This is a genomic window from uncultured Winogradskyella sp. (assembly GCF_963975125.1).
Taxonomy (GTDB): domain Bacteria; phylum Bacteroidota; class Bacteroidia; order Flavobacteriales; family Flavobacteriaceae; genus Winogradskyella.
On sequence record NZ_CAXBGB010000006.1, the window covers coordinates 50,701 to 66,683 of the forward strand.

The 15,983-nt window shown below is 33.5% G+C and carries 11 protein-coding genes; 7 read left to right on the forward strand and 4 right to left on the reverse strand.

The features are described from left to right. Window positions 1-23: 23 nt before the first annotated feature. From AAC053_RS01970 to AAC053_RS01985, 4 genes are all read left to right on the forward strand, one after another. Window positions 24-1,172 carry an alpha/beta hydrolase-fold protein gene (locus tag AAC053_RS01970; RefSeq protein WP_339752100.1) on the forward strand — a complete coding sequence of 383 codons (1,149 nt, stop codon included), beginning with the start codon at window positions 24-26 and terminating at the stop codon, window positions 1,170-1,172. Window positions 1,173-1,250: 78 nt separating this feature from the next. Further along, window positions 1,251-2,441, forward strand: a complete 1,191-nt coding sequence (locus tag AAC053_RS01975; RefSeq protein ID WP_339752102.1) for an alpha/beta hydrolase-fold protein — start codon at window positions 1,251-1,253, stop codon at window positions 2,439-2,441. Between the two features lie 196 nt (window positions 2,442-2,637). Beyond that, window positions 2,638-3,996: a DNA repair protein RadA gene (gene radA / locus AAC053_RS01980; protein WP_339752106.1), complete on the forward strand. Its 1,359-nt coding sequence runs from the start codon at window positions 2,638-2,640 to the stop codon at window positions 3,994-3,996. Window positions 3,997-4,344: 348 nt separating this feature from the next. Next, window positions 4,345-8,598, forward strand: coding sequence for a LamG-like jellyroll fold domain-containing protein (locus tag AAC053_RS01985; RefSeq protein ID WP_339752109.1), 4,254 nt, complete (start codon window positions 4,345-4,347; stop codon window positions 8,596-8,598). A gap of 260 nt (window positions 8,599-8,858) precedes the next feature. Here AAC053_RS01985 and AAC053_RS01990 read toward each other — a convergent pair whose 3' ends face one another. Then, on the reverse strand, window positions 8,859-9,500 hold the full coding sequence (locus tag AAC053_RS01990; RefSeq protein WP_339752111.1) for a VapA/VapB family virulence-associated protein: 642 nt from the start codon (window positions 9,498-9,500) through the stop codon (window positions 8,859-8,861). Between AAC053_RS01990 and ileS the strand changes: the two genes are divergently transcribed. The 3 genes from ileS (at window position 9,493) to AAC053_RS02005 (ending at window position 14,057) form a co-directional block, all read left to right on the forward strand. Further along, window positions 9,493-12,897 (forward strand): isoleucine--tRNA ligase, encoded by a 3,405-nt coding sequence (ileS, locus tag AAC053_RS01995; protein WP_339752113.1) that lies wholly within the window; start codon window positions 9,493-9,495, stop codon window positions 12,895-12,897. The two genes, AAC053_RS01990 and ileS, sit on opposite strands and share 8 nt — an antisense overlap. Window positions 12,898-12,903: 6 nt before the next feature. Beyond that, the gene (locus tag AAC053_RS02000) at window positions 12,904-13,287 is read left to right on the forward strand and encodes a TraR/DksA family transcriptional regulator (protein ID WP_339752115.1); all 384 of its coding nucleotides are present in this window, start codon (window positions 12,904-12,906) and stop codon (window positions 13,285-13,287) included. Between the two features lie 104 nt (window positions 13,288-13,391). Then, window positions 13,392-14,057 (forward strand): lipoprotein signal peptidase, encoded by a 666-nt coding sequence (locus tag AAC053_RS02005; RefSeq protein WP_339752118.1) that lies wholly within the window; start codon window positions 13,392-13,394, stop codon window positions 14,055-14,057. Here AAC053_RS02005 and AAC053_RS02010 read toward each other — a convergent pair. From AAC053_RS02010 to AAC053_RS02020, 3 genes are all read right to left on the reverse strand, one after another. Continuing rightward, window positions 14,011-14,574 (reverse strand): 5-formyltetrahydrofolate cyclo-ligase, encoded by a 564-nt coding sequence (locus tag AAC053_RS02010; RefSeq protein ID WP_339752119.1) that lies wholly within the window; start codon window positions 14,572-14,574, stop codon window positions 14,011-14,013. The genes AAC053_RS02005 and AAC053_RS02010 overlap by 47 nt on opposite strands. Then, window positions 14,571-15,539, reverse strand: a complete 969-nt coding sequence (locus AAC053_RS02015) for a succinylglutamate desuccinylase/aspartoacylase family protein (RefSeq protein ID WP_339752122.1) — start codon at window positions 15,537-15,539, stop codon at window positions 14,571-14,573. The genes AAC053_RS02010 and AAC053_RS02015 overlap by 4 nt, the downstream gene beginning before the upstream one ends. Continuing rightward, window positions 15,540-15,983, reverse strand: a 444-nt coding sequence (locus AAC053_RS02020; RefSeq protein ID WP_339752125.1) for a RimK family alpha-L-glutamate ligase, incomplete at its 5' end; no start/stop codon positions are given.

A 15,983-nucleotide genomic window follows, 5' to 3' on the forward strand; every position in this document is an offset into this window, starting at 1 on the left:
TCACTTTTAAGTCAATCTACACTATGAAGAAGTTTTACATTCTTGTAATAATTTGCCTAGTTGTTTTAAACACTCAAGCTCAAGCGATTTATAAAACAATTAATTCTTATAAGTTAGAGGGCAAACGCGAATTAAAAATTCAATTACCACGAAATTACGATCCAGAATCAAAGCGTTCATATCCTTTGGTCTTGGTTTTAGATGGAGACTATTTATTTGAGCCAGTTGCCGGAAATATAGATTACCAAGCCTATTGGGAAGATATTCCAGATTGTATTGTTGTTGGAGTTAAACAAGGAAGTACAAGAGAAGATGATTTCTTATATGATAATGATACTTTTTTTCCAGTCCACGAAGGTGCAGATTTTTATGAATTTATTGTAGTCGAACTTTTGCCTTACATAGAAGAGAATTATAGCGCTTCTAATTTTAGAATTGTTATAGGGCACGACTTAGCTGCCAATTTTATTAATTATTATTTGTTTAAGGACGAACCTCTTTTTAGATCTTATGTAGCTTTGAGTCCAGATTTGGCTCCAGAAATGATTAATAGATTGCAAGAGCGATTATCGATATTAAAGGAAGAAACATTTTATTACATGGCAACTGCCGATGCAGATGTAAAAGCATTGAGAAATGCTATTTTAAAAAGTGATGCAAAGCTAAAATTAATCGAAAATCCCAAGTTGCATTACAAGTTCGATAATTTTGAAGATGCCAATCACTACTCTTTAGTTGGAAGAGGAATTCCAAAAGCACTAAATGAAATATTCGCTTTATACAAGCCAATTAACGCTAAAGAGTACAATGAAAAAGTACTTACTTTTGAAGGTTCTCCTTATGATTATTTGATAAAGAAGTATGCAGACATAGAATATTTTTACGGATTCGAAAAAAAATTAATAGAGAATGATATCAGAGCAATTGCTGCTGCATGTAATAAAAAAGATGATTTAGAGTCATTAGAAAAACTGGCTAAACTTGTAAAAAAAGAATTTCCAAATTCAATGTTAAGCGCCTATTATATGGGTCTATTTCATGAAAAAGAAGGTAATTATAAAAAAGCCTTAATGAGATACAAAGCGGGCTTATTAATGGAGCCATCTCAGTATATTGACAAAGAAATAATGCTCGAAAAAATGTATGATACTCAAGATGCAATGAAAAATTAATCGCAGTTCATCGAAAAAAATTCACAATTCAGCGATATTTAAGTATGTTTGGTAGCCCTTAACTAAACCTACTTACTAATGAGAAAGACTATTTTAATAGTTTTGGCTTGCATATTATGCACTCCATTATTGGCACAAATCAGTTATGACGAAATCAGCTCTTCAAAACTTAATGTTGTTCGTCAGCTTAAGATTAAACTTCCAAAAAATTACGACCCAACATCAGAATTAAAATATCCTTTAATAATTGTTTTTGATGGTGATTATTTATTCGAACCCGTTACAGGTCTAGTAGATTTTCAAACCTATTTTGATGATATGCCAGGATCTATTATCGTTGGCGTTGTACAAGGAAGCGAACGCTATTACGATGGTTATTGTGATGAGGTTACAGGTTTGCCAAAAGAATCGGGACTACGTTTTCATGATTTTGTGGCAGATGAGTTAATACCATACTTAGACAGCAAGTATAACACAAGTAAGTTTAGGGTTGCAGTTGGGCACGATTTAATGGGCAACTTCATTAATTCGTATTTATTTAAGGAAGATTTACTTTTTCAGGCTTATGTATGTATTAGCCCAGATTTGTCTGGCGCTGTTAAAGATTATTTAGGTGAGCGTTTAGAGTTTTTTGAAGATGATATTTTCTATTATATGGCAACTTCAGATAAAGATTTCCCAGGCATTAGAGAAGCTGTTTTAAAAGCCAACACACAGATTTCAGAAGTAAAAAATCAATACTTAACGTATTATTTTGATGATTTCAAAAATGATACACACTATACTTTAGTAACAAGTGCAATTTCTAAATCTTTTGATAAGATTTTCGAATTATATAAACCACTTAGAGAAAAAGAACTAGAAGAGAAAGTATTGCCTTATGAAGGCACTTTAGATAAATATTTAGTGGATCGTTATAATAGAATTGAAGATCTATTCGGAATAAAAAAACAAATCACTGAAGAAGAATTTGAAAAAGTTGTTAAGGTTGCAGAACAACGAAACGATTTAGAGTCCTTGGAGAAAATTGGTAAGTTGGCTAAAAAGCTAAATCCAAATTCGCTTTTAGGCACGTATTACTTAGCCCAATATGCCGAAAAGATTGGTAAAACCAAAAAGGCAAAAAAATTATATGAATCTGCGTTAACATTAAATGATGTTAGCCATATCAACAGAGACTTTATTTTCTCAAAAATAGACGAGCTTTCTGTAGTTGATACTGATGAGGAAGGCGAAGAAGAGGAGGAGGATAATGATGAAGAAAACTAAAATAAGCTCATTATCAACGGACTACTTTTTTGAAGCCATGTATACAAAAACAAAGACATTTTTGTTTTCTAATGTACCATCAAAAATGGCTGCGCTAAAAGTTTTAGCTATTGTGAGTTGGTTTAAAGACATCAACTAAAATTATCTTAATTTAGCTTTTCTAAATTATATATTTCCGTTTTCACGGAAAATGAATATGGCTAAAATTAAAACTACTTTTTTTTGTCAAAACTGTGGCAGCCAATATGCCAAATGGCAAGGTCAGTGCACATCTTGTAAAGAATGGAATACTATTACTGAAGAAGTTATTCAAAAACCAGAAAAGAGTGATTGGAAGACGCCTTCTTCATCTACAAAACGAGTTTCAAAACCTTTAAAAGTTAATGAGATAGACACGTCTCAAGAAGCCAGGTTAAATATGCAAGATGCAGAATTTAATCGTGTACTTGGAGGTGGTATGGTTTATGGCTCACTAACACTTTTAGGTGGAGAGCCAGGAATAGGAAAAAGCACGCTTTTACTTCAAATAGCATTAAAATTAGAATATAAAACACTTTATATCTCTGGTGAAGAAAGCCAGAAGCAGATAAAAATGCGTGCAGAACGCATTAACCCGAGTAGTAATAACTGTTACATTCTTACAGAAACAAAAACACAAAACATCTTTAAACAAATTGAAGCTTTAAAGCCAGATATTGTTATAATAGATTCTATACAAACCCTACATAGCGATTATATAGAGTCCTCTGCTGGTAGTATTTCTCAGGTTAAAGAATGTACAACTGAACTCATCAAATTTGCAAAAGAAACAGCGACTCCCGTTTTATTGATTGGTCATATTACTAAAGATGGTAATATTGCTGGACCAAAAATATTAGAGCACATGGTCGATACAGTTTTGCAATTTGAAGGAGATCGAAACCATGTGTTTAGAATTTTAAGGGCAAATAAAAATCGATTTGGTTCTACTAACGAACTTGGTATATACGAAATGAAAGGTTCTGGTTTACGTGAAGTATCTAACCCTTCTGAAATATTAATTTCTAAGAAAGATGGTGAGCTTTCTGGTAACGCGATTGCAGCTACCTTAGAAGGCTTAAGACCATTAATGATAGAAGTGCAAGCTTTAGTTAGCACAGCAGTTTATGGTACTCCACAACGCTCAGCAACTGGTTTTAATGCCAAACGTTTAAATATGCTTTTAGCAGTTTTAGAAAAACGAGCTGGTTTCCGTTTGGGAGCAAAAGACGTGTTTCTAAACATTACTGGAGGCATTACGGTAGATGATCCTGCGATTGATTTAGCGGTTGTCGCGGCTATATTATCATCTAATGAAGATGTGGCTTTACAAAGTGATTATTGTTTTGCTGCGGAGGTTGGTCTGTCTGGTGAAATTAGACCAGTACAGCGGGTCGAGCAACGTATTCTAGAAGCTCAAAAATTGGGGTTTTCAACCATTTTTGTTTCAAAATACAATAAAATTGCATTAAAAAACACACAAATAAAAGTTCAGCTGATTTCTAAAATAGAGGATTTGGTTACTTTTTTCGTTTAAGTTTTGTAGCTAAAAATAACTTTGATAGAGTAAAAACCCTATCTAGGTTGAAGGTTTTACAGTTTTTTTGGTTTTAACGTGTTTAAAATGAGAAGTGATTAACTAATATATTTGACTATTTTAGGCTTTAAAGACACCCATTAATCGGGTTTTTTATACGCTTTATCGAAAAATAATAAACGATTTGCTTGGAAACTTTATTATAAATCACTAACATTGTGGTCTATACGGTAAAATCTTGTTTTAAGTTTTGTCGTATATATAAAACTTTCCCTTAAAATACATTCCATTGAATTAAAGATTTTATTGTAGTACATAATTATAATTAGTCCCAAACTATTATAGCTTATGTCTAAAAAACTACTATTCGTCTTAGCCTTAATTTTATCCTTAACTATAAAGGCACAAACAAACGCTTCAAGTATTCAAACTGGTGTTACTTTTCAATGGAGTACTAGCCAAACGAATCAAAATCAACCCGCAAACATTAAGAGTGTTACCGTAAACAATAATGTTTACTTTAATTTTGGTGTTCCAACGGGATATGAATTAACACAATTAGGGCCAACAGGACATGGAATTAATAGGATAAGACTTAACGGAGGAAGCACAGAAACTACAAGTGCTGTTGCTACCTGGAATAGTTCGGCACTAGATGCATTTCAATCACTTAACCTCAATCATTATTTTGAGGCTAATGGTAACGGAGCCAATATATGCAACGATTTTACAGCTGAGCAAACTACTAATGCGCAGCGACAGACTTTGAGTTATGCAGGTGGTATTATAGCCAGCTCAAGCGGTATTATTGCTATCACAGAACGTAACGCCAATAATTGCTACCATATTGAATTTTTTGGAATTCCTGTTGGTGGAGGGCTAGAGCAATCCTTAGGAGAGACGTTTGTAAACCAAACCACTACACAATATGGCTTTGGTGGTACCGGAACTTCATCTAATCTAGGAACGCCTGGAGCAATAAACCCACCTAATGTTGGAACAGACTATTGGTTGAGTGACCGTGTAATAGAAAATAAAGGAACTATAGGTATAGCTTTATTTTTTCTCAATGATATTGCACCAACCGGTTCTGTAATAACTAAAGCAAGGCTTACTGCTGGGTCTAGTGACCATGGAGATGGGAAACTATTTATTTTAACATTGCCAGACCAGGACAAAGATGGACTTAGTGATGTAGATGATTTAGATGATGAAAATGATGGTGTAACAGATAAACTAGAGTCTAACGGAATTGATCCTTCTGCAGATCATGATATCGATGGAACTCCAAACTATTTAGATCCAGATTTTTGCACTTTAAATGCTTTGGGTGTTTGCGCTAATTTAGATTTCGATTCTGATGGTATTCCAAATCATTTTGATGTAGATAGCGATAATGATGGTATAACAGATGTTATAGAGTCTGGCGGACAAGATATAGATAAAGATGGTGATGCAGATGGTCTTATTGGCAAAACAGCAACAACTTTAGGCATTCCAAATACTGCTGGTACAGGAACAATCCCAACAAATACAGATAATTCAGGTAGTTATAATCATCTAGATTTAGATTCAGATAATGATGGTATTCCAGATAATATTGAAGCACAACCAACAATAGGTTATGCAGCTCCTAGCGGTATGGGTTCAACTATTACAGATGCGAATAAAGATGGTGTTGATGATACTTATGGCACAGCTATTACCCTTGTAGATACAGACAATGATGGTATTTATGATTATGTTGATTTAGATTCAGATAACGATGGCACACCAGACATTGAAGAAAATGGAATGGCTAATTCAGTCTCTGGGAATGATACAGATTCAGATGGATTAGATACCAATTTTGAAGGCAGTAATGTTAGTGATTCTACAGATGTAAATGACGAAATTAATAATCCTACTACTTCAATTTTGCCAGATACTGAAGGTGATTTATTCTCTGGAGGTGATTTAGATTATCGCGATTTATTCAATGTTAATCCACCACCTTCAGCAACTTTAGATTTTGATGGAATAGATGATTATTTGAGTGGTAATAGCATTATAAATGGACGAGGTCAAATAACAATTATGGCTTGGGTAAAAATTGATGCTAATAATCAGGTAATATCTAATACTACTATTGCTGGAGAAGGCATTTCTTGTAGGCTCTATGTTCAAAATGGTAATGAGTTAATGTTCGGAATTCGCACAACTTCAGGCTCTACAAATGTTGTCAATGGTATCAACATAAACTATAACGAATGGCATCATGTTGCAGGAACCTTTACTAATACAACAGGCGAGCTTAGAATGTATGTTGATGGTAAATTACAAAGTATGGCTACTTTACCCACATTAATAGGTGAAACTTTTCTAGGAACAAGCGAGTGGAATGGTGATTTTGAAGTTGGTCGTTTATCGAGAAATGTAGGTAACAAGGAATACTTCACTGGTGATATTGATGAAATAAGAGTTTTTAATTCTGCAATAACTGACGAGCAAGTTCAGCAATTGGTTTATCAAGAAATTGAAAATAATAGTGGTTTCGTTAAAGGGAAAATTATACCTAAGCAAATTAAGGACACTAAAACCCTTCAAAAAGTATCATGGGCAAATCTATTAGCTTACTACCCTATGACAGATATAAAAAATAGTACAACATCAGATTATTCAGAGAATAATAATACTCTGAAGTTAATGAACATAAGTACTGTCCAAGAGCAAACGGCACCAATGCCATATCAAACTAATGCAAATGGAGATTGGAGCAGTCAAGGAACATGGTTGCATGGTGATGTATGGGATATTGAAGATGCAATAAGTAATAAAGATTGGAGTATTGTTAATATTAAGAACAATGTTACCTCTTATAATTCTCACACTAATTTAGGATTGTTTATAAATACCAATAAAAAACTTACCATTATGGGTGATAATAAAGTAGAAAACACCTGGTATTTAGAACTTAATGGAGCTTTAGACCTCAAAGACGATTCTCAATTAATTCAAGGAATTAATAGTGATTTAGTGACTTCGACAACAGGAAAAATTTTAAGACGTCAAGAAGGAACAAGTAGCGTGTATTGGTACAACTATTGGGCTTCTCCTGTAGGAAGTATAGGAGCAACAACACTTTTAGATACTAATACAAGTAGTAATAATACAAATAACTCCAACTTTAATCTAGGCATGCTTAAAGAACCTAGCGGTAGTAATTTTCAGTTTACAAGTTCATATCATGAAATAGGGAAAATAAGCACCTATTGGCTTTATACATATATAAATGGTATAACGTATTACGATTATGCAATTCTTAATCCAAATACAGCATTACAACCAGGAGTAGGTTATACCCAAAAAGGAACTGGAGCGTCTGGGACAGAACAGCAGTATCTGTTTGAAGGCAAACCAAATAATGGAACAATTTTAATTAATGTTATAGATACTGGAGGCAATGGGTCAATTCCTGCAGTATCAAAAACGGATTATTTATTAGGAAACCCTTATGCTTCAGCGATTGATTTACATAAGTTTATTGATGATAATTCAGGTGTTATCGATGGTGTAATTCACCTCTGGCAACAATGGAGTGGTTTATCTCATGTGCTAGACGAGTATAATGGAGGTTATGCCCAAGTCAATAAAACAGGCTCAATAAGAGCTTATCAGTTTGTTGGTATTGAAGGAGCCACTAATGGTAATCAAGATGGTACTAAAAAACCTTCAAAATATCTACCAGTAGGGCAAGGGTTTATGACAGAAATTGTTGCAAACGGAACTATTGTTTTCAAAAATAGTCAACGTGTATTTATTAAAGAAACAGATGCAGATGGTAATTATAATAATGGCTCGGTTTTTTTTAGAAACGCTACGAGTTCTCAAAACCAGGAAACGACAGAAGATTCAACCTCAGAAGAAGGCTTAATGCAAAAAATGCGTATAGAATTTACTTCAGTAGATGGCCCATCTACTAGACGAGAGTTATTACTAGGCTTTAGCGAAGACACCTCAGACGATTATGACTATGGCTATGATGCTAAAAATGTAGAGGAATATAACGATGACTTAAATCTAGTTTTTGATGATGAACTAATGACCATTCAGGCTTATAGTGAAATTGCAGAAGATAAAGTCGTTCCTTTAACACTAAAGACTTCTGGAAGCTATAACTATACCATAGCACTTACAGAAATAGAAAATATTTCTGAAGACCAAGAAATTTATTTAAAAGATAACTTAGCAGATAGTTATTATAACCTAAGAAGCGAACAGCCTTATGAGTTTTCATCAGAAGCAGGTGAGTTTGCTAACAGATTTGAGATTGTTTTTCAAGAACAATCAGAGTCACTATCTCTAATCGATCAAGCTATAGATGATTTAAATATCTACTATGCTTTTAAAAGAAATAAAATAGTGGTTTTAAACCCAAATAATAAGAAGATAAAGAGTATAGAAGTGTATAATGTTTTAGGGCAATCGGTTTACAGAAATAATGCGATTTACCAAAGCACTTATAACGAATTCGAAGTGCATAATTTAAGTACAGGAACATACATCATTAAATTGATGACAGATGATAATGCTATGATTTCGAAGAAAATTATAGTGAAATAAAAACGGAGTTAATTAGAAAGGTTGCTCAGTAGATATACTGAGTAGCCTTATGTTTTTCAGAGGACAACTTTAGAAAATTTTAAGAAACTAAAAAATTAAGTTTCTTAACCATTTTAATGTCTAAACACGGTAATTAAAGTTCAGAAGACTTCTTATCTCCCACAGATTGAAGATTTGATTGAATTTGTGATTGAAACAAAAAACTCATGACCTTTTTTAACTGTCAAGAGTTTATAATTAAACTAACTTATAGAAGTTAATTAAGACCATTTCCCAGATCCACCACCAACACCAGCCGCAGTATTAACTGCTCCAGCTTGAAAACTCCCTAAAGCATTACTATTCTTATCAAAAAATATAATACTTACATAAACTGGAGTAGAGGTAAACTGAAAGCTTACAGTGTCATTGTATAGCCTGTTAGTGTCACTTGTGTAAACATCTCCAATAAGAGCTCCACCACCAGGAAGAGCTATACCACCAGCGTCTCCGTTAAACTGTTTGCTCCCATCTTTAATCCTTACTTGAAACTTTAAATAAAAGATCATACTTGCAATACTTCCGGTTGCAGGATAAGAATTTGTCTCAGTTTTAATTTTCTTTACTGTCTCATCAATTTTTCCTTGCTCTATAACACCTGTGTTGTTTACAAGAAAGTCGTGAGCAATTACTTGTTTGCGTGATTGCATTTGTTCTACTGTTTCCATAATATTTGATTTATTGATTATTAATTGTACAAAGGTTGTTGTATTGATGATTTTTTTTAAGAGCAGTTTTACGGTTAAATTAAAACAGGTGTTTCTTTTAAAAATAGAATGACGTTTTTCCTTTTTAATTTCATCTACTCTTTCCTTAAAATTCTTTAATTTCGCAGACTTATAAGAAACGAGAACAATGAGCACAAAGTTCCCTGAATACAAAGGACTTAACTTGTCAAAAGTTGCTGATGAAATCGGTAGCTATTGGGAAGCAAATAATATCTTCGATAAAAGTGTAACCACTAGAGAAGGAAAACCTCCTTATGTGTTTTTTGAAGGACCTCCTTCAGCAAACGGATTACCTGGTGTACACCATGTTTTAGCACGAGCGATTAAAGATATATTTCCACGTTACAAAACCATGAAGGGTTTTCAGGTAAAACGTAAAGCTGGTTGGGATACACATGGATTACCTGTTGAGCTTGGTGTAGAAAAAGAATTAGGCATAACCAAAGAAGATATTGGTACTAAAATTACAGTAGAAGAATATAACGAAGCTTGTAAAAAAGCCGTAATGCGTTATACAGATATATGGAATGACCTCACACTAAAAATGGGTTATTGGGTAGATATGGACGATCCATACATTACCTATAAATCCAAATATATGGAGAGTGTTTGGTGGCTACTCAAACAGATTTACGACAAAAAATTAATATACAAAGGCTATACGATTCAGCCATATTCACCAAAAGCAGGTACTGGTTTAAGTTCACATGAGTTAAACCAACCAGGAACGTATCAAGATGTAACAGATACTACAGTTGTTGCTCAGTTTAAAGCAAATGAAAATTCATTGCCAGATTTTTTACAAAACGAAGGTGATATTTTCTTTTTAGCTTGGACAACAACACCTTGGACGCTTCCAAGTAATACTGCCTTAACTGTTGGATCAAAGATTGATTACGTTTTAGTTGAAACGTATAACCAATATACATTTAAACCTATGAATGTTGTTTTGGCTAAATCTTTAGTCGGAAAGCAGTTTGAGGGTAAATACAAGCAAGTTGAAACAAAACCAGAATTAATAGATTACAAAGAGGGAGACAAAAAAATTCCTTTTTATGTTGTTAAAGAATTCAAAGGAAAAGATTTAGTAGGTATCACATACGAGCAGTTATTACCTTACGCTTTACCAAACGATAATCCTGAGAATGCCTTTAGAGTCATTTCGGGTGATTTTGTGACCACAGAAGATGGAACAGGAATCGTACATACCGCACCAACATTTGGAGCCGATGATTCCATGGTAGCAAAACAAGCAACACCAGAAATTCCACCACTTTTAGTAAAAGATGATAATGGCAATTTAGTACCATTAGTAGATTTACAAGGTCGCTTTAGACCAGAACTAGGTGAGTTTGCTGGCAAGTATGTAAAGAATGAATATTACAACGATGGTGAAGTGCCAGAACGTTCAATAGACGTTGAGCTTGCCATTAAATTAAAAACAGAAAACAAAGCCTTTAAGGTCGAAAAATATAAGCACAGTTACCCAAATTGCTGGAGAACAGATAAGCCAATCTTATACTATCCATTAGATTCTTGGTTCATTAAAGTCACTGATGTAAAAGGTAGAATGCACGAGTTGAATACCTCAATTAACTGGAAACCAAAATCAACTGGAGAAGGTCGTTTTGGTAATTGGTTAGCTAATGCTAACGACTGGAATTTATCACGATCTCGTTTTTGGGGAATACCTTTACCAATCTGGAGAACAGAAGACGGTAAAGAACAAATTTGTATTGGGTCTGTAGCCGAATTAAAATCTGAAATCGTAAAGTCAGTTGAAGCAAGTATAATGTCTGAAGATATTTTTGCGGATTTTGAAGTTGATAATATGTCTGAAGCAAACTACGAAACCATCGATTTACATAAAAATGTAGTTGATAAAATCGTATTAGTGTCACCATCTGGCCAACCAATGAATCGCGAAAGTGATTTAATAGATGTTTGGTTCGATTCTGGTTCCATGCCATATGCACAATGGCATTATCCATTCGAGAATAAAAAATTAATTGATAATAACGAGGCCTTCCCAGCAGATTTTATTGCTGAAGGAGTTGACCAAACACGTGGATGGTTTTATACACTTCACGCTATTGGTACAATGGTTTTCGATTCAGTAGCCTATAAAAATGTAGTCTCAAACGGGCTCGTTTTAGATAAGAATGGACAGAAGATGTCTAAGCGTTTAGGTAATGCGGCAGATCCTTTTGAAACCTTATCAAAGTATGGTGCAGATGCTACGCGTTGGTATATGATTAGTAATGCAAATCCTTGGGATAACTTAAAATTTGATAGCGAAGGTATTGCCGAGGTGAGTCGTAAATTCTTTGGAACGTTATATAATACCTATTCATTCTTCACATTGTACACTAATATTGATGGTTTCAGTTATAGCGAAGCAGATATTGCATTAGAAGAGCGACCAGAAATAGACCGTTGGATTCTTTCTGAATTAAACACTTTAATAGAGAAAGTTGACAAATTCTACGAAGCATACGAACCAACCAAAGCAGCTAGAGCAATTTCAGACTTTACACAAGATTATTTAAGTAATTGGTATGTACGTTTAAGCAGAAGACGTTTTTGGAAAGGCGATTACCAAACGGATAAAATTTCTGCATACCAAACACTTTATACGTGTATGGAAACGATTGCAAAGCTCGGAGCTCCAATTGCACCTTTCTTTATGGATCGTTTGTATTTAGACTTAAATGCTGTGACGAATAAAGAGACTTTTGAAAGCGTACATTTAGCAGAATTCCCAAAAGTAGATGTTAATTCTATAGATAAAGCTTTAGAGCGAAAAATGGAGAATGCGCAAACAATATCATCGTTAGTTTTATCGTTGAGAGCTAAAGAGAAGATTAAAGTGCGTCAACCTCTTCAGAAAATTATGATACCTGTTGATAATCAACAACAAAAGGAAGAAATAGAAGCGGTTTCAGATTTAATAAAACACGAAGTAAACATAAAAGAAATTGAACTTTTAGAAGATGCTTCAGATATATTGGTAAAACAAATTAAACCAAATTTTAAAGCCTTAGGTCCTAAGTTTGGAAAGGACATGAAGTTGATTTCCAGTGCAATAAATGCCTTTAATGCAGAAGACATAAAAAAAATTGAGCAAAATGGCAGTTTGGATGTCGAAATTAACGGAAAAAATATTACTTTGGGATTAGATGATGTAGAGATTACGTCTCAAGATATTGAAGGGTGGCTTGTAGCCAATGAAGGTGCACTAACAGTGGCTTTAGATGTTACAATCAGTGAAGAATTACGTAAAGAAGGTATTGCTCGTGAACTCGTAAACCGTATTCAAAATTTACGTAAAGATTCAGGATTTGAAGTTACTGACAGAATTGACGTACAAATTCAGAATGATGTTCTGGTAGCAGCTGCAATCGCTTCTAATGAGGAGTATATTAAATCAGAAACATTAACTGAAGATTTAAAAATTATAGATAATCTAAACAATGGTATAGAAATTACTTTTGATAAAGTCAACACCAAATTGTTTATACAAAAACATTAATAATTTATGGCAACAGAGACAAATATTAGATATTCGGATAAAGACTTAGAAGAATTTAAAGTCTTAATCCAAGAAAAAATAGAAAAAGCAGAGCACGATTTAGAGCTTATAAAAAGTGCTTATATGAATGACCATAATAATGGTACAGACGATACATCACCAACATTCAAAGCTTTTGAAGAAGGAAGTGCAACGATGAGTAGGGAAGCAAATTCTGCATTAGCAATTCGCCAAGAAAAGTTTATTAGAGATTTAAAGAATGCTTTAATCCGTATTGAGAATAAAACTTATGGTATATGCCGTATCACTCAAAAATTAATAAGTAAAGAGCGTTTAAAATTAGTACCTCATGCTACATTAAGTATTGAAGCTAAGAACATGCAGAAGTAAACCCCCTTTTATACACAAACAAAACCACAAAGCTTTTTTAATCCTATTCCGACAGGTGTCGGATTACCTTTAACCAAAAAATTCCCACTTTAGTGGGAAATATTATGTCTTTAAAGAAAGCCTCAATTATTATAGTTCTTATTTTATTGATAGACCAAATAAGTAAGATTTACATAAAAACACATTTTGCATTAAATGAGAATACCAATGTGTTTTCTTGGTTTGAAATTGTTTTTGTCGAAAATGATGGTATGGCTTGGGGAACAAAACTGAGTGATTTTTTTACATTTATTTCTGATGAATCTGCGAAACTCATTTTAACCCTATTTAGAATAGTAGCAGTTACTGGCATTGCTTTTTGGTTAGTAGATGTTACAAAAAAGAAGCGGTCTAAAACTTTAATATTTGCAATTGCTATAATTTTTGCTGGTGCTTTAGGTAATATTTTAGACTCTGTTTTTTATGGCATCATGTTTGACGATAGTTATGGACAAGTTGCAACATTTTTATCCGATGGAGGTGGTTATGCTGAGGTATTTCATGGTAAAGTAGTGGATATGTTGCATTTTCCTATATGGAGAGGAATGTTACCAGATTGGCTGCCTTTAGTTGGTGGAAAGTACTTTTCGTTTTTTGATCCTGTTTTTAATATTGCAGATATGGCAATAAGTACAGGTATTGGGATTTTGATTGTATTTAATAAAAAGGCTTTTAAGGAAACCTCTAAAACTGAAAGACCAGATTTGGTGTCGCACAATAATCCAATATAATATCATTTTCTGAAGCTTCAAAAATTTCATTTTCTGCTTCAAAAAAAGACAAACCAATTTTAATAGTTTCAGGTTTGCAATTTGCTAAAAACCGATCGTAAAACCCTTTGCCATAACCAATTCTGTGTCCAGATTTATCAAAAGCCAAAAGAGGTACAATAATAACTTCTAATTGCGAAGAAGAAATCTCTATACCATCGATAGGCTCGGGAATGTTGTAGTCGTTTTTTTTAATTTTTGTATTATCTGTAAGTAGATAATGCGTCATAGAGTAATCTTCAAAACTACTTTTTGAGATTATTATATTTTTATCTTTTCCAGATAAAATGTTTAAAATATAGTCTGTATTTATTTCTTTTTGCTCTTCAATAGTTAAGAAAATGTGATAAAAGGATCTATCCCAAACATCTAGTTTTAATAATTGGTTAGCAATAGCTAAACTATAATCTTCAATTTGAGTTTGAGATAATTTATTTCTCAAAGACTTGTATTTTTTTCTCAGTTCAGATTTTTTCACGATTTAAGTTTTGTGGAAATATGAAAAATAGCATCACCTTGATAGATAATAGGTGATTCATTAACATTGAAAATATAACCATCGTTAGGTGCTTTTACAAAATGATTAAAACTACCATAAGGATCTGTAATATGACCTAAAACATCACCTTTTTTCACTTCCGAATTCACGATAATATCAGCTTTAAACATTCCAGAATGTTTAGCTCTTACCCATTTGCTATCGGTAATTTTAATACAGTTTTTTTTAGGTTTTGAAACCTTAAACTTACTGCTTAACATATCTAAATGATTTAATACTCGTTTGATGCCATTAACTCCAGTATTGGTAATAGTACTATCAATATTAAAGGATTTTCCACCTTCAAATAAAAGCATTGGGATACCAAGTTTATAGCACGAATTTCTAAAAGACTTATTTACATTTTTAGAGTAATAAATAAAGGGAGGGCCAAATACTTGTGCCAATTCATCTAAAACAATTTTATTTTTAACAATACGTATTTGTGAAGCGTTAAAGCGGTCAGCTCCACCTGTGTGAAAGTCTAAAATTAAATCAGCATGTGGTACAATTTCTGTCATTAGTTTATGCGCTACTCTACTTGCTAGAGAACCGCCTTTTCCGCCAGGAAAAACGCGGTTTAAATCTCTACCATCCGGAAATTCCCTATCCATATGAATAAAACCAAATACATTAATGACAGGAATACAAATAATGGTTCCTTTCTTAGGTTTATTAATACCTTTAGCTATAATCTGACGAACAATTTCTACACCATTAATTTCATCACCATGAATACCAGCAGTAATTAAAACCGTTGGGCCAGGTTTTTTAGAACGTTCAATAATAACAGGAACATCAATGGTATTCTGCGTATGTAACTTTGCGACATTAAAACTTACTTTAGCGCTTTCACCAAATGCCACATTTTCACCGAGTATATGCAATACTTCTTTTTCACTCATCTATTTTATATTGCGTTCTATATAAGTAATAATTGCTCGTGCTACATTTTTTTGTGTGGCACCTTCAATGCCTTCTAAACCTGGAGTAGAATTGACCTCCATAATTAAAGGGCCTCTTGCAGACTGTAACATGTCAACTCCACAAACAGGAAGTTTTAATGCGCGTGCTGCTTTTATTGCTAATTTTAATTCGTCTTCAGAAAGTTCGATGTAGTTGGCACTTCCTCCTCTGTGTAAGTTCGATCTAAATTCCCCATCTTTTCCTTGCCGTTTCATTGCTCCTACAACTTGCCCATCTACAAGCAGCGCTCTTAAATCAGCACCTTTTGCCTCTTCAATATACTCTTGTACTAAAGCTCTTGCTTGTAAGCCACTAAAAGCTTCAAGTACAGATTCTGCAGCATTTTTAGATTCCGCTAGTACAACTCCTAAGCCTTGTGTGCC